This is a genomic window from Salinivibrio sp. PR932 (assembly GCF_001996125.1).
Taxonomy (GTDB): domain Bacteria; phylum Pseudomonadota; class Gammaproteobacteria; order Enterobacterales; family Vibrionaceae; genus Salinivibrio; species Salinivibrio proteolyticus.
Map to the genome: position 1 here is coordinate 126,724 of NZ_MUFM01000004.1, position 18,726 is coordinate 145,449.

Annotated in this window: 13 protein-coding genes, 7 tRNA genes, 3 rRNA genes and 1 riboswitch; of the genes, 3 read left to right on the top strand and 20 right to left on the bottom strand. The window is 52.3% G+C overall.

The window, feature by feature from the left end:
- The first annotated feature begins 121 nt into the window (after positions 1 to 121).
- Positions 122 to 1,033: a DMT family transporter gene (locus BZG84_RS02990; protein WP_077479573.1), complete on the top strand. Its 912-nt coding sequence runs from the start codon at positions 122 to 124 to the stop codon at positions 1,031 to 1,033.
- Between the two features lie 65 nt (positions 1,034 to 1,098).
- Here BZG84_RS02990 and tsrA read toward each other — a convergent pair whose 3' ends face one another.
- Both tsrA and BZG84_RS03000 read right to left on the bottom strand, forming a co-directional pair.
- Positions 1,099 to 1,392: an H-NS-like global regulator TsrA gene (tsrA, locus tag BZG84_RS02995; protein WP_069588237.1), complete on the bottom strand. Its 294-nt coding sequence runs from the start codon at positions 1,390 to 1,392 to the stop codon at positions 1,099 to 1,101.
- A 208-nt stretch (positions 1,393 to 1,600) separates the two neighbouring features.
- Positions 1,601 to 2,806 carry a multidrug effflux MFS transporter gene (locus BZG84_RS03000; RefSeq protein ID WP_077479574.1) on the bottom strand — a complete coding sequence of 402 codons (1,206 nt, stop codon included), beginning with the start codon at positions 2,804 to 2,806 and terminating at the stop codon, positions 1,601 to 1,603.
- 98 nt (positions 2,807 to 2,904) lie between these two features.
- Here BZG84_RS03000 and BZG84_RS03005 point away from each other — a divergent pair, with 98 nt between their 5' ends.
- Both BZG84_RS03005 and BZG84_RS03010 read left to right on the top strand, forming a co-directional pair.
- Positions 2,905 to 3,885, top strand: a complete 981-nt coding sequence (locus BZG84_RS03005; RefSeq protein ID WP_077663377.1) for a LysR family transcriptional regulator — start codon at positions 2,905 to 2,907, stop codon at positions 3,883 to 3,885.
- Positions 3,886 to 3,948: 63 nt separating this feature from the next.
- Positions 3,949 to 5,736 (top strand): aminopeptidase P family protein, encoded by a 1,788-nt coding sequence (locus BZG84_RS03010; RefSeq protein ID WP_077479576.1) that lies wholly within the window; start codon positions 3,949 to 3,951, stop codon positions 5,734 to 5,736.
- Positions 5,737 to 5,789: 53 nt separating this feature from the next.
- On the opposite strand, the gene BZG84_RS03015 is transcribed toward BZG84_RS03010, so the two are convergent.
- The 18 genes from BZG84_RS03015 to BZG84_RS03100 form a co-directional block, all read right to left on the bottom strand.
- Positions 5,790 to 6,020 carry a glutaredoxin family protein gene (locus tag BZG84_RS03015; protein ID WP_069361819.1) on the bottom strand — a complete coding sequence of 77 codons (231 nt, stop codon included), beginning with the start codon at positions 6,018 to 6,020 and terminating at the stop codon, positions 5,790 to 5,792.
- A 13-nt stretch (positions 6,021 to 6,033) separates the two neighbouring features.
- The gene (thiH, locus tag BZG84_RS03020; protein ID WP_077479577.1) at positions 6,034 to 7,185 is read right to left on the bottom strand and encodes a 2-iminoacetate synthase ThiH; all 1,152 of its coding nucleotides are present in this window, start codon (positions 7,183 to 7,185) and stop codon (positions 6,034 to 6,036) included.
- Entirely contained in the window at positions 7,185 to 7,958 is a 774-nt protein-coding gene (locus tag BZG84_RS03025; RefSeq protein WP_077479578.1) for a thiazole synthase, read from the bottom strand. The genes thiH and BZG84_RS03025 overlap by 1 nt, the downstream gene beginning before the upstream one ends.
- Before the next feature lie 2 nt (positions 7,959 to 7,960).
- A complete protein-coding gene (gene thiS / locus BZG84_RS03030; RefSeq protein ID WP_046074603.1) occupies positions 7,961 to 8,158 on the bottom strand; it encodes a sulfur carrier protein ThiS in 198 nt (65 codons plus the stop codon).
- Entirely contained in the window at positions 8,142 to 8,909 is a 768-nt protein-coding gene (locus BZG84_RS03035) for a HesA/MoeB/ThiF family protein (RefSeq protein ID WP_077479579.1), read from the bottom strand. The genes thiS and BZG84_RS03035 overlap by 17 nt, the downstream gene beginning before the upstream one ends.
- Entirely contained in the window at positions 8,893 to 9,561 is a 669-nt protein-coding gene (gene thiE / locus BZG84_RS03040) for a thiamine phosphate synthase (protein ID WP_077479580.1), read from the bottom strand. The genes BZG84_RS03035 and thiE overlap by 17 nt, the downstream gene beginning before the upstream one ends.
- On the bottom strand, positions 9,558 to 11,534 hold the full coding sequence (gene thiC, locus BZG84_RS03045) for a phosphomethylpyrimidine synthase ThiC (protein ID WP_077479581.1): 1,977 nt from the start codon (positions 11,532 to 11,534) through the stop codon (positions 9,558 to 9,560). The genes thiE and thiC overlap by 4 nt, the downstream gene beginning before the upstream one ends.
- A gap of 93 nt (positions 11,535 to 11,627) precedes the next feature.
- A riboswitch (TPP riboswitch) is annotated at positions 11,628 to 11,727 on the bottom strand.
- A gap of 56 nt (positions 11,728 to 11,783) precedes the next feature.
- Positions 11,784 to 12,164: a fluoride efflux transporter CrcB gene (gene crcB, locus BZG84_RS03050; protein ID WP_069586806.1), complete on the bottom strand. Its 381-nt coding sequence runs from the start codon at positions 12,162 to 12,164 to the stop codon at positions 11,784 to 11,786.
- A 606-nt stretch (positions 12,165 to 12,770) separates the two neighbouring features.
- A tRNA-Trp gene (locus BZG84_RS03055) sits at positions 12,771 to 12,847 on the bottom strand.
- Positions 12,848 to 13,107: 260 nt separating this feature from the next.
- Positions 13,108 to 13,184 (bottom strand) — tRNA-Asp (locus BZG84_RS03060).
- Between the two features lie 110 nt (positions 13,185 to 13,294).
- Positions 13,295 to 13,371, bottom strand: a tRNA-Asp gene (locus BZG84_RS03065).
- A 59-nt stretch (positions 13,372 to 13,430) separates the two neighbouring features.
- A 5S ribosomal RNA gene (gene rrf, locus BZG84_RS03070) occupies positions 13,431 to 13,546 on the bottom strand.
- 164 nt (positions 13,547 to 13,710) lie between these two features.
- Positions 13,711 to 17,336 (bottom strand): 23S ribosomal RNA (locus tag BZG84_RS03075).
- A gap of 290 nt (positions 17,337 to 17,626) precedes the next feature.
- A tRNA-Val gene (locus BZG84_RS03080) sits at positions 17,627 to 17,702 on the bottom strand.
- 123 nt (positions 17,703 to 17,825) lie between these two features.
- Positions 17,826 to 17,901: transfer RNA gene (locus BZG84_RS03085), tRNA-Val, on the bottom strand.
- A 9-nt stretch (positions 17,902 to 17,910) separates the two neighbouring features.
- Positions 17,911 to 17,986 (bottom strand) — tRNA-Lys (locus tag BZG84_RS03090).
- 3 nt (positions 17,987 to 17,989) lie between these two features.
- Positions 17,990 to 18,065 (bottom strand) — tRNA-Glu (locus BZG84_RS03095).
- A 156-nt stretch (positions 18,066 to 18,221) separates the two neighbouring features.
- Positions 18,222 to 18,726, bottom strand: a 16S ribosomal RNA gene (locus BZG84_RS03100); the annotation flags it as partial.

Sequence of the window (18,726 nt, forward strand, 5' to 3'; positions counted from 1 at the left end):
ATTTTACAGTCAGTTATGTCAGCAAAGGCTAATCGCACACTGGATAAATGTCCAGTCTATCTCAGAGACATGGGATCCCGTAGACTGCCTAAAAACACTGGCATAATCGCAAGGACGCAGCATGCATGATGAGCGCAAGGCGCTGATATTCGCCCTATCAGCCGTCTTACTTTGGTCGACCGTCGCCACCGCATTTAAGATAACGCTACGCTATATGTCGCCCATACAGATGCTGGCCGCCGCCAGTGTCGTCTCTGTGGTGATCCTACTCGCCATTGCTACGCTCCAAGGCAAATTGGGCGCCATCTGGCCAACCTTTCGCGCGCGACCGGGTTACTACCTTGTATTAGGACTCGTCAATCCACTGATTTATTACTTAGTCCTATTTAAGGCGTACGATCTATTACCTGCCTCATTAGCGCAGCCTTTAAATTACAGCTGGGCCATTACCTTAACGTTGATGGCAGCGCTTTTCTTAGGGCAGACGATTCGTCGTCAAGATTGGATTGCTGCGGCATTGGGGTATTTCGGCGTGGTAATTATTGCCACCAAGGGACAACTATTTTCGCTGCAATTTGATAGCCCATTGGGGATTGGGTTGGCATTATTATCGACACTACTATGGGCAGGCTACTGGATATTAAATACTAAAAACGCTGCCGATCCAGTGGTCGGGATATTATTAAGCTTTGTCCTTTCGCTACCCATTTCTCTTACTTTGGCGGGGCTAACCGCATCGTGGCAAGGCATTCCATGGCAAGGGTGGCTCGCCGTGAGTTACGTCGGTCTGTTTGAAATGGGCGTGACATTTATGCTGTGGCTGAGCGCGATGAAATATACTCAGAATACCTCTCGGATCAGTAATCTGATATTTATATCACCGTTTATTTCACTGCTATTACTCGCCACCATTATTGGTGAGACCATTCATCTAAGCACTTTAATTGGTTTGATGTGTATTGTGGTGGGATTATTAATTCAACAGCGCACAGGCAAGCGTGACAAACCGTCCGCTGCCAGTGCGTCGTCATAGTCATTCATGTAAAGCTCAGTGGCGTCACCTTATGGGCGCCACAATCACACAGTGTGGACTAGGGGTTAGCCAACTTTACGCTGTGTCATGTACTGATAGAGCTCGTCAGCAGAGAGACCATCTTGCAGTAAGCCTTGGGTGATTTCTTCAATGCGCTCAGAACGGCGCTCTTCAATCACAGAATTAAATTGGTAAACCAGTTCACGCAAGTATTTCAGTGGCACTTGACGTGCAGCACTGCGTACACGCTCTTCACTTTGGCTACCTAATTCTTGCAGTAATTTGCCAAACATGATTTTTTCTGGCGATTCCTCAAGTTGTTCGAGGACGCGCGCCATTTCGATTGTCGATAATGACATAGTGTGTAACTGACCTTTGAGATAAAAACGAAAAGGAATGAGCGTTAATTCGATTTGCTTAGTAAATATACTCCGAACCACGCACTTTTAGCAAAATAAAAAAACGCTGGCCGAAGCCAGCGAAAAGGGATGATGGGTTGTCGAGACCCCTGCGTTTTGCACGTCTTATTATACTTTGCCAACTGAGACGTTGTTTTTATTGATTTTCTTACTGTTTTACCGTTGCTGCATGCCATTGCTTCCCAACTGGGGACCACAAAATCACGAGGCCAGGCAACAAGAGCCACATATGTACGGTCATCAGATCGCTGGCCGATAACCCCAAGCGCTGGGTTAAACTGACCAAAAGCCCTGCACCACTCATTTGGAACAATCCCAGCAAGGCTGCCGCTGTGCCAGCACGGTCAGAAAATGGGGCTAAAGCGGCGCCGGCTGACGCGCCTAACACCCAAGCAAAGCCAAATGACGAGGTAAAAATCGGCAACATAAAGGCCCAAGGCGTCGCAATAGAGCTTAATGCCAGCATCAGCCCACCCGAGCCGACCAGCATCATCAAGCCAATATTGAGCGCACGGCGGCTACCAAATTTTTGCATATAGCGTGGTGCTAGCATCGCCGCGGCAATGTTTAATGCCGCGTTGGCACCAAACCAAAAAGTGAAACTGTTCATGGAAATACCGTACCTATCCATCAGCAATACAGGCGCGGAGGTGACATACGCTAAGATCACCGCCATGGCCAGCATGCAAAGGATGATGTGGTAGGTAAATGTTGGTACACGTAGCACTTGCCAATAGCGGCGTACGCTAAATAGGCGACCCGAAGTGTCCGTGTGCGCAGGGCGTGTCTCGGGCAAAAAGACCATGACTAATACTAAACCTAATACCGCATAACCGAGCATAAAGGTGAAGTTAGCGCGCCAGTCAAAGACTTGGGTAAGCCAGCTTCCCAATAATGGCGCTAAGGCTGGCACAAAACAAATGGCACCGTTTAAGTAGCTAATCATGTGGCCGCTGCGCTCCGCGCCAAAGCGGTCACGCACCGCTGCAAATGCACACACGGAAGTCGCGCACGCGCCAAAACCTTGCAGCAAACGCGCCACCAGCATCATATCCATCGAGGTGGCGAGCCACGCCATTAAAGAACTCAGCCCATAGAGCAGTATGCCAATGACGGCTACAGGTTTGCGACCAAAGCGATCAGCCAACGGGCCAGCGAACAGCTGACCTAAGCCTAAGCTAAACATAAACCAAGTGATAGTATCCTGTACCAGCGTCGGGTTAACGTTAAAGTCCCCCGCCATATGCGGCAACGCCGGTAAATAAATATCAATCGCCATCGGGCTAAACAGCACCAGTAACACCATTAAGGCGACCAGTAAGCGATTCGATGTCGGTGAATCAGTGTGTGACATTGGTTACTCCTCTATACAGGCACGCAGTATAGTGGCTTCAGGATATGAACCATAATGGTTTATAGTAAAAGCAGTTATTCCCAAGGAGAATACCTGTAATGGATTTGGACCAGCTGCAGCGCACCGACCTTAATTTATTGGTGTGCTTACATGTATTGTTGGAAGAGTGTAATGTCACGGGCGCGGCAAAACGGCTGCATTTAAGCCAATCGGCAGTGAGTAAAAACTTAGCCCGACTTAGAGCGCAATTTAACGACCCGCTTTTTACGCGAGCGGCCCACGGGCTCAAACCCACCGTTCGAGCGCAAGCCTTACAGGCCAAATTACGCGCTTTGCTCAATGATGTTGCGGCGATGACCGAGCCGGATCACTTTCAGCCGCACTTAAGCGATCGCTGTTTTCGCTTTGCCCTCGTCGAGAGCGCCTATCCATTACTACTGCCACAGTTTATTGGCGATATGCTAGAAGCGGCCCCAGCTATCACCCTTAATACCGCCGCTTGGGATCAAACCACCTTTGATGGGCTTGCGCGAGGCAATATCGACTTTGGCATTACCGGTAAAGATTTAAATCCCGCCGATGCCATGCTGACCATGATGCCGCCCAAAGGCGTACGCTACCAAGAGCTTTGCCAAGATCACCAGTGTGTATTGATGCGCGCTGATCACCCGGCACTGAAGGGTCCATGGGATGAAGCGCGTTACCTTGGACTGCGACATGTACAGGTGAAGTGTGATGGGAATGACCGCTGGCTGTTGGACTATAAACTGGCAGAGCGTAATATTGAGCGTGACATTGCCATGTACGTGCCAGATTTCAACAGTGCGGCGAGCCTGTGTACCTATACCGACCTGGTGTTTACTTCACCAAGCCAGTTTGCGCATTATATTGCCGCGTCGCTCAATTTGGTGGTAAGGCCGTTACCGACGCCAATACCGCCGATGGCGTACACCTTGTTTTGGCATCAAAATCAAGAAAATGACCCGGGGCACCAATGGCTGAAAGCCTTGATTATTTCACGCTGTCAGCAATTTAGCCCAGCAAAATTGCAGCCTATCGCCAATCGCGCTAGGGTCTAACCCACTGGTTTTTTACGCGTGGCCGAACATGGCAAGTTCACCCCATACAAAGAAGGAAGAATAATGGACGCGACCCTTACCAAGCGTATTGAGCAGCTAAGACACTGGCTGGCTCAACACGATTATGACGCCCTACTCATCCCCCATGAAGACGAATACCTCGGTGAGTATGTGCCTGAGCACAACGAACGCCTTCACTGGGCGACCGGCTTTACCGGCTCAGCAGGCGCTGCGGTGATCACCCGCGACAAGGCAGCAATTTTTGTTGATGGCCGCTATGTGGTTCAAGTCCGTAAACAAGTCCCCGCCGGCTTGTTTGACTACTGCCACCTGATTGATGAGCCACCGGTACAATGGGCCCAGCAACAATTGCCAAAAGGTGCCAAGCTGGCTATCGACGCTCGCATGCATAGCGCTGCTTGGTACAAACGTACCCAACGCGCGCTGGATGGGGCTTTGACACTGGTGAGTGTTGAGCAAAACCCGATTGAAAGCTTGTGGGACAATCGCCCCGCCCCGCTTAATAGCCCTGCTATTTTACTGGGTGAAGAGAAAACCGGCCGCGCCAGCTTGGATAAACGTCAAACCATTGGCCAGCAGTTAGCCGATCAGAATCTTGATGCCGCGGTACTCACTCAACCCGATGCCGTCTGTTGGCTGCTCAATATCCGTGGTCGCGACATCCCACGTTTACCCGTGGTACTGACCCAAGCGATTATCAAGCAATCCGGTGACGTGACGGTGTTTATCGACCCTGACCGTCTCCCCGAAGGCTTTGCTGCACACGTGGGCCAAGGCGTGAGCGTCGCGCACCCAGACAGTCTGGTTGATGCCCTGCAAGCGCTGAGCGGTCAACGTGTATTGGTCGACCCAAACGGTGCCAATGCGTGGACACTGGATACCCTCCAACAAGCGCAAGTCACCGTGGTGGAAGCGCAAGACCCATGTGCGCTTGAAAAAGCGGCCAAGAACCCGCAAGAAATCGCCGGTATGCGTGCCTGTCACGTGCGCGATGGTGTTGCCGTGACTCGCTTTTTGGCGTGGTTTGACCGTCAAGTCGACGCCGGTGAACGCCCTGATGAAGCCGTGCTCGCAGACACCCTGTATCAATTCCGCCAACAAGACGATCAACTGGTCGACTTAAGCTTTGATACCATTTCCGCCGCCGGTGGCAATGCGGCCATGTGTCACTATAACCACAACAATCAGCCCAAACCGAGCGTGATTGAGAGCAACAACGTCTACTTGGTCGACTCAGGCGGTCAATACTATGACGGCACCACCGACATTACCCGTACCGTGCCGGTGGGCGAATGCAGCGCTGAGATCAAAAAAGCCTTCACGCTGGTGCTTAAAGGACATATTGCGCTGGCCACCGCGCTGTTCCCGAAAGGCACCTCAGGCAGCCAGCTTGATGCCTTAGCACGCCAGTATTTGTGGCAACACGGCTATGATTTTGACCATGGCACCGGTCACGGTGTCGGGCATTTCTTGGACGTGCACGAAGGTCCGCAGCGCATTTCCAAAGCGCCCAATAGCGTCGCGCTATTGCCGGGCATGGTGGTATCAAACGAGCCGGGCTACTATCGCGCCGACGCGTTTGGGATCCGGATTGAAAACCTCGAGTTGATTGAAGAAAAGCCCACCGAGGGCGACATGACGATGCTCGGGTTTGCCTCACTCACGCGTGCACCGATCGATCGTCGTTTGGTCGATGTGAGCTTACTCAGCGAGGCGGAAATCCAGTGGTGGAATCGCTATCATCAAACCGTGTGGGATGAAATCAGTCCCCACCTCGATGATCAAGACCAAGCTTGGTTAAAACAAGCGACCGCGCCGTTAAGTCGTTAAGTCGCGTCTTCACCGAGTGTAAAAAACAAAAAGCGTCCGATTGGACGCTTTTTTTATTCCCCTTTCAGGGCTTTCTCGACCGCTTTAGGCGAAAAGCCGCGCAAGGTGGTATCGCCAATGCAAATCACCGGGACACCCCGCGACCCTGTTGCCGCCAGCAGCTTCTTGCCTTTGGGCGTAGCCGTATCGACAACACGATAACGCAGCCCTTTTTTATCCAAGTAAGCTTTGGCCGCCTCACAGTGAGGACAGCGCGGACCTACATATACAGTAATACGTTTCATGCCCGCATTGTCGCTAACCCGCTGCCGTTTGTGAAGCCATTTGCGCCTGACGCGCGATATCGTAGATGTTATCCCAATCTTTCCACACCACCTCAAAACCGAGGGCACGAACGCTGGCGGCTACCTCTGCCGCGCTGCGCTCATCACTGATAGCAAACTGCTCCAATTGTGGCTCCGGGTTCGCGTAGCCGCCCGGTTGGGTTTTTGACGCCGCGGATAGGCTCGTGACCCCAAGGGGCAACACATTGTCGCGAAAGTGCGGTGACTCACGTGTCGATAGCGACAGCTCCACCTGCGGATTCCACAACCGATAGGCACAAATAAGCTGAACCAGCTGCTTGTCGGTCATCACCGATTTCGGCTGTAAGGCGCCCGCGCAAGGGCGTAAGCGTGGAAAGGATAGCGAGTAGCGACTTTGCCAGTATTGCTTTTCCAGATAATCGAGATGCTGGGCGGTAAAAAAGCTGTCGGTACGCCAGTCCTCTAGGCCAATTAATGCGCCAAGGCCGATTTTATCAACCCCTGCTTGTGCCAACCTATCTGGGGTTTGCAACCGATAGTGAAAGTCGGTTTTATTCCCGCGCTTGTGGTGTTCTCCATAGGTTGGCGCGTGGTAGGTTTCTTGGTACACCATCACCGCATCCACACCTTGTGCCACCAAGGCGCGATACGCCTCGGTATCCAGCGGCTGCACCTCCATCGCCACATGATGAAAGTATTGCTTCACCACCGGTAAGGCGCGGAGAAAATAATCGAGCCCCACCTTGGTTTCATGCTCACCGGTCACCAAGAGCACACTGTCAAAGCCCATTTTTTTTATCGCTTCACACTCGGCGGCGATTTCGGCTTCATCCAGCGTGCGCCGTTTGATTCGGTTTTCCATCGAAAAACCGCAATAGGTACACACGTTAGCGCACAAATTGGAGAGATACAGCGGAATATAAAACCCCATGGTGTAGCCAAACCGCTGCCGCGTCAGCGCCGCAGATTGCTGAGCCATGGCCTCAAGGTAGGCTTCAGCGGCAGGACTGATCAGGGCAGCGAAGTCGTCCAAATTACGCGAGGAGTTAGCCAGCGCCCGCTCGACATCTTGGCGCGTTTTGCTGTAAATCGAAAGGCGATGATGATCCCAATCGAGTGCTGCCCACCGCTCAGAAAAACTCATCACGCCTCCTTAGCGTCAAGAAACGCGGTTAAGGGGCTAGAAGCGTGGGCGTGATTATGTGAGCCCGCCAGCCCAGCGCGATACGCACAGTGTCCGGCTTCAACCGCTTGTTTAAACGCCGCGCCCATGGCAATCGGATCGCCGGCGGTGGCAATGGCAGTGTTCACCAAGACGGCATCGGCGCCCCGCTCCATCGCTAACGCCGCATCTGACGGTGCGCCAATGCCGGCATCAATGATCACCGGCACACGGGCTTGCTCGATAATGATGTCGAGAAACGCCATTGAGGCCAGCCCTTGGTTGGAGCCAATCGGTGAGCCAAGGGGCATCACCGCCGCGCATCCCACCTCTTCCAAACGCTTACACAGCACAGGATCAGCATGACAATATGGCAGCACCACAAACCCCTCATCCACAAGGGTTTTCGCCGCTTGAAGGGTTTCAATCGGGTCAGGCATCAAATATTTGGGGTCGGGGTGAATCTCCAACTTCACCCAATGCGTTCCCAATGCTTCTCGAGCAAGACGCGCGGCAAAGACCGCTTCTTGCGCATTCTTCGCACCCGAGGTATTGGGCAGCAGGTGCACACCTAGCTCGCGCAGCGGGGTTAAAATATCATCTTGTATGGCATGGACATCGACTCGCTTTAGCGCCATGGTGACCAGTTCAGTACCACTGGCCGCCAGTGACTCGGCCATGGTCTTGCGACTAGCAAACTTGCCGGTGCCGGTTAACAGTCGAGATGAAAACGTCGTATCCGCAATGGTTAACATAATTATCCTCCGGCAATCGCTTGAAAGACCGCCAAGCTATCGCCAGCGGTGAGTGACGTGGATGACCAAGCATCACGCGCAATAATGGTCTGATTTAGCGCGACCGCGACCGACTCGGCTGGCACCTTCATCTCCTCAATCAGTTGCGCGACGGTCGTGGCATTGACCTCTGTCGGCGTGTCATTAATGGTTAACTGCATCGCTTACCTCCCGCTTTGGCTGACAAACCGCACAATGCGGATCCACGGGCAGCGAAAAGTGCTGCCATGTCATGGTTTGTCCATCCAGTCGTGACAAGCGATTGGTCCTGACCGCCTGCCCTAATAACAGCTTTATTGCCTCCAGCGCTTGCGCGGTGGCCATCATGCCGACCACAGGTCCCATTACCCCGGATTCTGCACAGCGTGTGGGTTCAGAAAGCGTCACGTCTGCGAAGGCGCACGCATAACATGCGCTATGCGGTTGATAAACCAATAACTGGCCTTGCCAACCGATCGCCGCTGCGCTCACCAACGGCGTACCAGCCTCTACACAGGCTTGGTTGACCGCATGACGGGTGGCGAGATTATCACTGCAATCAAGGACCACATCCGCCATCGCTACTTCGAGCGCCAGACGCTCACCTTCTAGATAGGCATTGATGGCTCGGCACTGGCAATGTGGATTCAGCGCGACCAAGTTAGCGGCTAGCGACGCGGCTTTATCGGTGCCGATTTGCGCCTCCCGATACGCCACCTGACGCGCCAAGTTAGATAGCTCAATGTGGTCCGAGTCAGCAATCGCTAACTTACCCACGCCAGCGCCTGCAAGATAGAGGCCCGCGGTGGTTCCAAGCCCACCGGCACCGACCATTAACACGCGCGCCTTGCTAAGTGCCTGCTGCCCGCACTCTCCAACCTCCGGCAGCATGATTTGCCGGCTATAACGCAGGTATTCACTGTCCGATAGCATCACGCCCTCCTTGTTGTCTTGATGGATTAAGACAGCGATTAAATGCGTCAATGAGCGCCGCTAAATCAGGCGCTTGCGTCACGGCACGGACCACCGCAATGGCGTCCACGCCAGTGCGCCAAACGTCAGGAGCACGGTTGAGATCAATACCGCCAATCGCCACCGTCGGGAAGCGGCCATCCACAGTCGCTACCTGCTGCGCTAACGCAGAAATGCCTTGCGGCGGCTCGGCGAGCTGTTTGGTGGTAGTGGGAAAAATATGGCCGATGGCGAGATAACTGGGCGAGAGCGCAATCGCTGCAGCAAGTTGTTCGGGACTGCGTGTCGATACGCCAAGGCGCACGCCTTGTCGTGCGAGCAGGTCAAGATCCGCCTCTTGTATGTCTTGCTGGCCCAGATGAACGCCATAGGCGCCAGCCTCAAGCGCGAGCTGCCAGTGATCGTTGATAAACACCTGGGCATGGTGCGCGCGGCCCAACGCCACCGCACGCTGTACCCAATCCGCCAATTGAGGATGCCCCGGCTGCTTCACACGCAGTTGCACGGTTTTCACCCCCAAGCAAAGCAAGCGTTCGAGCAAATCCACATCGTCTACCACCGGATATAATGGGCCTATACCTTCAGACATAGATGCAAACGGGGTCAGGCTCATGACTCCACCTTATCGCTGTCCGCTACCTCAGCGCCTTGTGGTAACGAATGATGGGATTTTTGCAGGTAGAGCTCACTGCCCTTTGCTCGAAACTCTTGCGATTTTTGCTGCATGCCTGCTAACGGGTCTTCCAGCATGGTGACATCAATCGCTTCGCCCGCAGCGGCATAGCCATTTTCTTTGGCATAATCGCGGACTTCTTGGCTGATCTTCATAGAGCAGAATTTTGGCCCACACATGGAGCAAAAATGCGCGACCTTGCCCGACTCTTGAGGCAGTGTTTCATCGTGATAAGCACGCGCCGTCACTGGATCTAATGCAAGGTTAAACTGATCTTCCCAGCGAAATTCAAAGCGCGCTTTGGAAATGGCGTTATCTCGCACCTGCGCGCCCGGATGTCCTTTGGCTAAGTCGGCGGCGTGCGCACACAACTTGTAAGTGATAAGCCCAGTTTTAACATCCTCTTTATTGGGCAGACCCAGATGTTCTTTGGGCGTGACATAGCAAAGCATCGCACACCCAAACCAGCCAATCATCGCCGCACCAATCCCGGAGGTGATGTGGTCGTAACCAGGCGCGATATCGGTAGTCAGCGGGCCTAAAGTATAAAAGGGCGCTTCGTGGCAATGGGTGAGCTGCTCGTCCATATTCTCTTTGATCATGTGCATGGGCACATGGCCGGGGCCTTCAATCATCACCTGCACATCGTATTCCCATGCCACCTTGGTTAGCTCGCCCAGGGTACGTAACTCACTGAACTGGGCTTCGTCGTTCGCGTCAGCTACTGAGCCTGGGCGCAATCCATCGCCTAACGACAGCGATACATCATACGCGGCACAAATCTCGCAGATTTCACGAAAATGGGTATAGAGGAAGCTTTCTTGATGATGCGCCAAGCACCATTTGGCGATAATCGACCCGCCACGCGAGACAATCCCAGTCACGCGATTGGCAGTCATGGGCACATAGTGCAAACGCACCCCAGCGTGAATGGTAAAGTAGTCGACCCCTTGCTCGGCTTGCTCTATCAAGGTATCGCGCATCACTTCCCAAGTCAGGTCTTCGGCAATGCCATTCACTTTCTCAAGCGCCTGATACATAGGCACAGTGCCAATCGGGACTGGGCTATTACGTAAAATCCACTCGCGGGTTTCGTGGATATTGCGTCCGGTCGATAAATCCATCACCGTATCCGCGCCCCAACGGGTCGCCCACACCAGTTTTTCAGTTTCTTCTTCAATGGAGGAGCTCACCGCCGAGTTACCAATATTAGCATTCACTTTCACCAGAAAGTTACGCCCAATGATCATCGGCTCCGCTTCTGGGTGGTTAATGTTGGCCGGAATAATCGCACGCCCTTCAGCAACTTCTTGGCGCACAAATTCGGGAGTGATGTTTGAGGGTAAATGCGCGCCAAAGCTTTCTCCTGGGTGCTGGCGGTTTAGCTGCTCTTCACGATACTGCTGACGTCCCATATTTTCCCGGATAGCGATAAATTCCATCTCTGGGGTGATAATGCCTTGGCGTGCGTAGTGAAGTTGGGTCACACATTGGTTAGGTTTTGCCCGACGGATAGACGGTAAGGCACTAAAGCGAAGATCATCCAAGGTTTCATCACTAAGGCGAGTCTGCGCATAGTCTGAGCTCACTGCATCAAGGAACTCTGTATCGGCACGCTCATCAATCCATGCTTTGCGCACTGGCGCTAAGCCTTGGTAAATATCGATAGCACTCTGTGGGTCAGTATAAGGCCCTGATGTGTCATAAACCCGAATGGACTCATTGGCCTCGTACTGCGGATTGTCTTTACTGCCACCCACAAAGGTCGGAGACAAATGGATTTCTCGCATCCCTACGCGAATATCGGGTCGCGATCCCTCGACATAGACTTTTTCCGAGTTGGGGTAGGTTTGCGCAGAGAGAGAATCGATAAAGGATTTGGCCTCAAGACGGGCCTGTTTACGGGTCGACATAGCATTACTCCGGTGTTCATTATGGGAATTAATGCTTGCCGGAAAACGCTGAATTGAGATGTGAGCAAACTGGCAGACGCGTACGGTCTGTGATCTGATGCATCTCTTGTTCCCTTCGCTGGTACTAACCAGATCAGGTTCAACGGATCCCACTTAACGTGGTCTCAGCCAATTGGCACTCCGACAAGTTCAACGCCAGTATAAGAAATCACCGCCGCAACAACAAGCGACGTACTAGCATGTTTTTACCTACCCAGTAATGCGTCCTAGCAGCCAAGCCCCCATCGCGGCCGCTCCTAAGCATAACGCAAGGTTGAGACCCACGTTTAACAAGGCTTTCACCGTCTCACCATGTTGAAAAAGAAGCAAGGTATCCACTGAAAAGGTCGAGAAGGTGGTGAACGCGCCCAAAAAGCCAATAGCAATCAGTTGACGCCAAGGCACTGGGGCAATCAGTTCTTGGCTCATCGCCGCTAAAAAGACACCCATCGCTAATGATCCCAGCACATTAACCATTAGGGTGCCGTAGGGAAATCCTCGACCAAACACCGCGACGCTCCACTCTGAAACTAAAAAACGCGAAGACGCCCCTAATGCGCCACCAAGTCCTACCCACAATATGCTTACCACAGGGTGCTCCTTTCGATTGGTAAAAAGTCATCATACCGCGACATGTGAACAAGAAACAGGAGGAAGAAAAAGGGAAAAGGATCAAGGGTGCTAGAAGCATAATGAGTCACATACAAAAAAAGCACCGACGATGCCGATGCTTTGATATTTGGCAGGGGTAGAGGAATTCGACCGGGCTGGCGACCCAGCCCCCAACACGCTTTTGTGTAGATTGCATGTTCACATCTACCCTTAATCGGATTACGAGAACCTTGATGATTCACATACAAAAAAAGCACCGACGATGTCGGTGCTTTGATGTTTGGCAGGGGTAGAGGGATTCGACCGGGCTGGCGACCCAGCCCCCAACACGCTTTTTTGTCGTTTGCATGTTCTCATCTATCTCTTATCGGATTACGAGAAGCTTGATGATTCACATACAAAAAAGCACCGACGATGTCGATGCTTTGATGTTTGGCAGGGGTAGAGGGATTCGACCGGGCTGGCGACCCAGCCCCCAACACGCTTTTTTGTCGTTTGTATGTTCACACCTACCCTTAATCGGCTTACGAGAAGCTTGATGATTCACATACAAAAAAGCACCGACGATGTCGATGCTTTGGTATTTGGCAGGGGTAGAGGGATTCGAACCCCCAACACGCGGATTTGGAATCCGCTGCTCTGCCAATTGGAGCTATACCCCTGTAGATAGGTGCCTATTGTAGCGATCCCGCGACAAATTACCACCACCAATTACTCTTCAGACGTTTGATCGCTTATTTATAAAGCAAATCGCCCCAACGCCCCAATAACAAAAAACCCCAGCTTTTCAGCTAGGGCTTCTAAAGTAGTGGCGGAGTGGACGGGAGTCAACGCGCACTGCAAGTGCCGCGACCAAGACGTCTGGCTCAGGGGAGCTTAAATGCAAAAAACCCCAGCTTCTCAGCTAGGGTTTCTAAAGTAGTGGCGGAGTGGACGGGACTCGAACCCGCGACCCCCGGCGTGACAGGCCGGTATTCTAACCAACTGAACTACCACTCCGCACCNGGACGGGAGTCAACGCGCACTGCAAGTGCCGCGACCAAGACGTCTGGCTCAGGGGAGCTTAAATGCAAAAAACCCCAGCTTCTCAGCTAGGGTTTCTAAAGTAGTGGCGGAGTGGACGGGACTCGAACCCGCGACCCCCGGCGTGACAGGCCGGTATTCTAACCAACTGAACTACCACTCCGCACCAATTCTGTATGATTAAAGGCTTATATCTCTTTGCTTTAATCAATTGTATTCAAAGCCTGGCGATGTCCTACTCTCACATGGGGAGACCCCACACTACCATCGGCGCTGCTTCGTTTCACTACTGAGTTCGGCATGGAATCAGGTGGGTCCAAAGCGCTATGGTCGCCAAGCAAAATTTTGTCTGGAACAAAATTTAACGCACTTCAGTGCGGCCCGTCAGGGTCAAATACAAGGATGTATTTGATAAATTCGTTCCTAAATCTAGAAAGCTGTTCGTTCTCGCCACAATCAACTGGCTTTATTCGAGTCCAACCCAAAACCTCTTGGGTGTTGTATGGTTAAGCCTCACGGGCAATTAGTACAGGTTAGCTCAACGCCTCACAGCGCTTACACACCCTGCCTATCAACGTTCTAGTCTAGAACAACCCTTTAGAGAGCTCGAAGCTCTAGGGATGACTCATCTCGGGGCCAGCTTCGCGCTTAGATGCTTTCAGCGCTTATCTGAGAGAGCTCGAAGCTCTAGGGATGACTCATCTCGGGGCCAGCTTCGCGCTTAGATGCTTTCAGCGCTTATCTGTGCCGAACTTAGCTACCGGGCAATGCGTCTGGCGACACAACCCGAACACCAGCGGTTCGTCCACTCCGGTCCTCTCGTACTAGGAGCAGCTCCCCTCAATCATCCAACGCCCACGGCAGATAGGGACCGAACTGTCTCACGACGTTCTAAACCCAGCTCGCGTACCACTTTAAATGGCGAACAGCCATACCCTTGGGACCGACTTCAGCCCCAGGATGTGATGAGCCGACATCGAGGTGCCAAACACCGCCGTCGATATGAACTCTTGGGCGGTATCAGCCTGTTATCCCCGGAGTACCTTTTATCCGTTGAGCGATGGCCCTTCCATTCAGAACCACCGGATCACTATGACCTACTTTCGTACCTGCTCGAGCCGTCACTCTCGCAGTTAAGCGGGCTTATGCCATTGCACTAACCTCACGATGTCCGACCGTGATTAGCCCACCTTCGTGCTCCTCCGTTACTCTTTGGGAGGAGACCGCCCCAGTCAAACTACCCACCAGGCACTGTCCTCACCCCRGATAAYGGGGCTAAGTTAGAACATCAAACATACAAGGGTGGTATTTCAAGGATGGCTCCACGACAACTGGCGTCGCCGCTTCAAAGCCTCCCACCTATCCTACACATGTAGGCTCAATGTTCAGTGCCAAGCTGTAGTAAAGGTTCACGGGGTCTTTCCGTCTAGCCGCGGGTACACAGCATCTTCACTGCGATTTCAATTTCACTGAGTCTCGGGTGGAGACAGCGTGGCCATCATTACGCCATTCGTGCAGGTCGGAACTTACCCGACAAGGAATTTCGCTACCTTAGGACCGTTATAGTTACGGCCGCCGTTTACCGGGGCTTCGATCAATGGCTTCTCTTGCGATAACCACATCAATTAACCTTCCGGCACCGGGCAGGCGTCACACCGTATACGTCATCTTTCGATTTTGCACAGTGCTGTGTTTTTAATAAACAGTTGCAGCCACCTGGTATCTGCGACTGCCCATAGCTCCATCCGCAAGGGACTTCACCGCGGGCAGCGTACCTTCTCCCGAAGTTACGGTACCATTTTGCCTAGTTCCTTCACCCGAGTTCTCTCAAGCGCCTTGGTATTCTCTACCCGACCACCTGTGTCGGTTTGGAGTACGGTTGCTACTTACCTGAAGCTTAGAGGCTTTTCCCGGAAGCATGGCATCAATGACTTCACCACCTTGGTGGCTCGACATCGTGTCTCGGCCTTGATTTCCCGGATTTGCCTAAGAAATCAGCCTACGCACTTGAACCTGGACRACCATCGCCAGGCCCACCTAGCCTTCTCCGTCCCCCCATCGCAGTAAGCAGCAGTACGGGAATATTAACCCGTTTCCCATCGACTACGCCTTTCGGCCTCGCCTTAGGGGCCGACTTACCCTGCCCCGATTAACGTTGGACAGGAACCCTTGGTCTTCCGGCGAGGAGGTTTTTCACCCCCTTTATCGTTACTCATGTCAGCATTCGCACTTGTGATACCTCCAGCATGCCTCTCAGCACACCTTCAACAGCTTACACAACGCTCCCCTACCCAATANTCGACTACGCCTTTCGGCCTCGCCTTAGGGGCCGACTTACCCTGCCCCGATTAACGTTGGACAGGAACCCTTGGTCTTCCGGCGAGGAGGTTTTTCACCCCCTTTATCGTTACTCATGTCAGCATTCGCACTTGTGATACCTCCAGCATGCCTCTCAGCACACCTTCAACAGCTTACACAACGCTCCCCTACCCAATATCCATAAGGACATTGCCGCAGCTTCGGTGTATCGCTTAGCCCCGTTACATCTTCCGCGCAGGCCGACTCGACCAGTGAGCTATTACGCTTTCTTTAAATGATGGCTGCTTCTAAGCCAACATCCTGGCTGTCTGAGCCTTCCCACATCGTTTCCCACTTAGCGATAACTTTGGGACCTTAGCTGGCGGTCTGGGTTGTTTCCCTCTCCNCATTGCCGCAGCTTCGGTGTATCGCTTAGCCCCGTTACATCTTCCGCGCAGGCCGACTCGACCAGTGAGCTATTACGCTTTCTTTAAATGATGGCTGCTTCTAAGCCAACATCCTGGCTGTCTGAGCCTTCCCACATCGTTTCCCACTTAGCGATAACTTTGGGACCTTAGCTGGCGGTCTGGGTTGTTTCCCTCTCCACGACGGACGTTAGCACCCGCCGTGTGTCTCCCGGATAGTACTTACTGGTATTCGGAGTTTGCAAAGGGTTGGTAAGTCGGGATGACCCCCTAGCCTTAACAGTGCTCTACCCCCAGTAGTATTCGTCCGAGGCGCTACCTAAATAGCTTTCGGGGAGAACCAGCTATCTCCGAGTTTGATTGGCCTTTCACCCCTAGCCACAGGTCATCTCCTAACTTTTCAACGTTAGTGAGTTCGGTCCTCCAGTTGATGTTACTCAACCTTCAACCTGCCCATGGCTAGATCACTCGGTTTCGGGTCTAATGCTAGCAACTGKACGCCCAGTTAAGACTCGGTTTCCCTACGNTTTCGGGGAGAACCAGCTATCTCCGAGTTTGATTGGCCTTTCACCCCTAGCCACAGGTCATCTCCTAACTTTTCAACGTTAGTGAGTTCGGTCCTCCAGTTGATGTTACTCAACCTTCAACCTGCCCATGGCTAGATCACTCGGTTTCGGGTCTAATGCTAGCAACTSKACGCCCAGTTAAGACTCGGTTTCCCTACGGCTCCCCTATGCGGTTAACCTTGCTACTAACATTAAGTCGCTGACCCATTATACAAAAGGTACGCGGTCACCCCACGAAGAGGCTCCCACTGCTTGTACGTAGACGGTTTCAGGTTCTATTTCACTCCCCTCACAGGGGTTCTTTTCGCCTTTCCCTCACGGTACTGGTTCACTATCGGTCAGTCAGGAGTATTTAGCCTTGGAGGATGGTCCCCCCATGTTCAGACAAGATATCACGTGTCCCGTCCTACTCGWTTTCACGRCTAAGGCGTTGTCGGTTACGGGGCTATCACCCTTTATTGCCAGGTTTTCCAACCTGTTCACCTAACGCCTAAGCCGCTTAAGGGCTGCTCCGGGTTCGCTCGCCGCTACTGCCGGAATCTCAATTGATTTCTTTTCCTTCGGGTACTTAGATGTTTCAGTTCCCCGAGTTCGCCTCTTAGCGCTATGTATTCACGCTAAGATACCTGTCGGGTACTTAGATGTTTCAGTTCCCCGAGTTCGCCTCTTAGCGCTATGTATTCACGCTAAGATACCTGCTTATGCAGGTGGGTTTCCCCATTCGGAAATCCCAGACTCAAATGGCTTTTACTGCCTTATCTGGGCTTATCGCAAGTTAATACGTCCTTCATCGCCTCTGACTGCCAAGGCATCCACCGTCTACGCTTARTCACTTAACCATACAACCCCAAAAGGTCTTGCTTATTTACTTTCACTTTTAAAAAGTGAAAACAAACGGTTTAAACAACTAAGGTTTTGTTTTTGCCGGACTCAAAATAGAGACTTTGCTTATTACTAAGACAAAGCCCAAGCACACTTGATTGTGTGAGTGACATTTCTGTCACTGATTGAGAACTTTACTGTCATTCTTTAAGAATGACTTGTCAGCTTTCCAGATTGTTAAAGAGCATGTCGTTTATTGCTAAATAAACCACGTTCTAAAGATTCTTAAGCAAAAACCTTTAAAGCGTGGTGGGCGATACCGGGCTCGAACCAGTGACCCCCTCCTTGTAAGGGAGGTGCTCTCCCAACTGAGCTAATCGCCCANTGAGAACTTTACTGTCATTCTTTAAGAATGACTTGTCAGCTTTCCAGATTGTTAAAGAGCATGTCGTTTATTGCTAAATAAACCACGTTCTAAAGATTCTTAAGCAAAAACCTTTAAAGCGTGGTGGGCGATACCGGGCTCGAACCAGTGACCCCCTCCTTGTAAGGGAGGTGCTCTCCCAACTGAGCTAATCGCCCACAATATAGTGGTGGGTTGTACAGGATTCGAACCTGTGACCAATTGATTAAAAGTCAACTGCTCTACCAACTGAGCTAACAACCCAAGTGGCGTCCCATAGGGGAGTCGAACCCCTGTTACCGCCGTGAAAGGGCGGTGTCCTAGGCCTCTAGACGAATGGGACGCATCGATATGTTTGGGAACATATCCTCTTTAATACTTCAACCTATACAATCTGTGTGAACACTCGCAAGAATAGCGTCAGTAAGGAGGTGATCCAGCCCCAGGTTCCCCTAGGGCTACCTACAATCTGTGTGAACACTCGCAAGAATAGCGTCAGTAAGGAGGTGATCCAGCCCCAGGTTCCCCTAGGGCTACCTTGTTACGACTTCACCCCAGTCATGAACCACACCGTGGTAAACGCCCTCCCGAAGGTTAAGCTATCTACTTCTGGTGCAGCCCACTCCCATGGTGTGACGGGCGGTGTGTACAAGGCCCGGGAACGTATTCACCGCAGCATTCTGATCTGCGATTACTAGCGATTCCGACTTCATGGAGTCGAGTTGCAGACTCCAATCCGGACTACGACAAACTTTAAGGGATTCGCTTAACATCGCTGTCTCGCTGCCCTCTGTATCTGCCATTGTAGCACGTGTGTAGCCCTACTCGTAAGGGCCATGATGACTTGACGTCGTCCCCACCTTCCTCCGGTTTATCACCGGCAGTCTCCCTGGAGTTCCCGACATTACTCGCTGGCAAACAAGGATAAGGGTTGCGCTCGTTGCGGGACTTAACCCAACATTTCACAACACGAGCTGACGACAGCCATGCAGCACCTGTCTCAG

What these genes read in the sequence shown, in the direction of transcription:
- thiS (WP_046074603.1), bottom strand. Translation starts at nt 8,158, where the DNA reads ATGCAGTTAACCATTAATGACACGCCGACAGAGGTCAATGCCACGACC.
- BZG84_RS02990 (WP_077479573.1), top strand. Translation starts at nt 122, where the DNA reads ATGCATGATGAGCGCAAGGCGCTGATATTCGCCCTATCAGCCGTCTTA.
- BZG84_RS03010 (WP_077479576.1), top strand. Translation starts at nt 3,949, where the DNA reads ATGGACGCGACCCTTACCAAGCGTATTGAGCAGCTAAGACACTGGCTG.
- BZG84_RS03000 (WP_077479574.1), bottom strand. Translation starts at nt 2,806, where the DNA reads ATGTCACACACTGATTCACCGACATCGAATCGCTTACTGGTCGCCTTA.
- BZG84_RS03035 (WP_077479579.1), bottom strand. Translation starts at nt 8,909, where the DNA reads ATGCTATCGGACAGTGAATACCTGCGTTATAGCCGGCAAATCATGCTG.
- BZG84_RS03005 (WP_077663377.1), top strand. Translation starts at nt 2,905, where the DNA reads ATGGATTTGGACCAGCTGCAGCGCACCGACCTTAATTTATTGGTGTGC.
- BZG84_RS03015 (WP_069361819.1), bottom strand. Translation starts at nt 6,020, where the DNA reads ATGAAACGTATTACTGTATATGTAGGTCCGCGCTGTCCTCACTGTGAG.
- tsrA (WP_069588237.1), bottom strand. Translation starts at nt 1,392, where the DNA reads ATGTCATTATCGACAATCGAAATGGCGCGCGTCCTCGAACAACTTGAG.
- BZG84_RS03025 (WP_077479578.1), bottom strand. Translation starts at nt 7,958, where the DNA reads ATGTTAACCATTGCGGATACGACGTTTTCATCTCGACTGTTAACCGGC.
- thiH (WP_077479577.1), bottom strand. Translation starts at nt 7,185, where the DNA reads ATGAGTTTTTCTGAGCGGTGGGCAGCACTCGATTGGGATCATCATCGC.
- thiC (WP_077479581.1), bottom strand. Translation starts at nt 11,534, where the DNA reads ATGTCGACCCGTAAACAGGCCCGTCTTGAGGCCAAATCCTTTATCGAT.
- thiE (WP_077479580.1), bottom strand. Translation starts at nt 9,561, where the DNA reads ATGAGCCTGACCCCGTTTGCATCTATGTCTGAAGGTATAGGCCCATTA.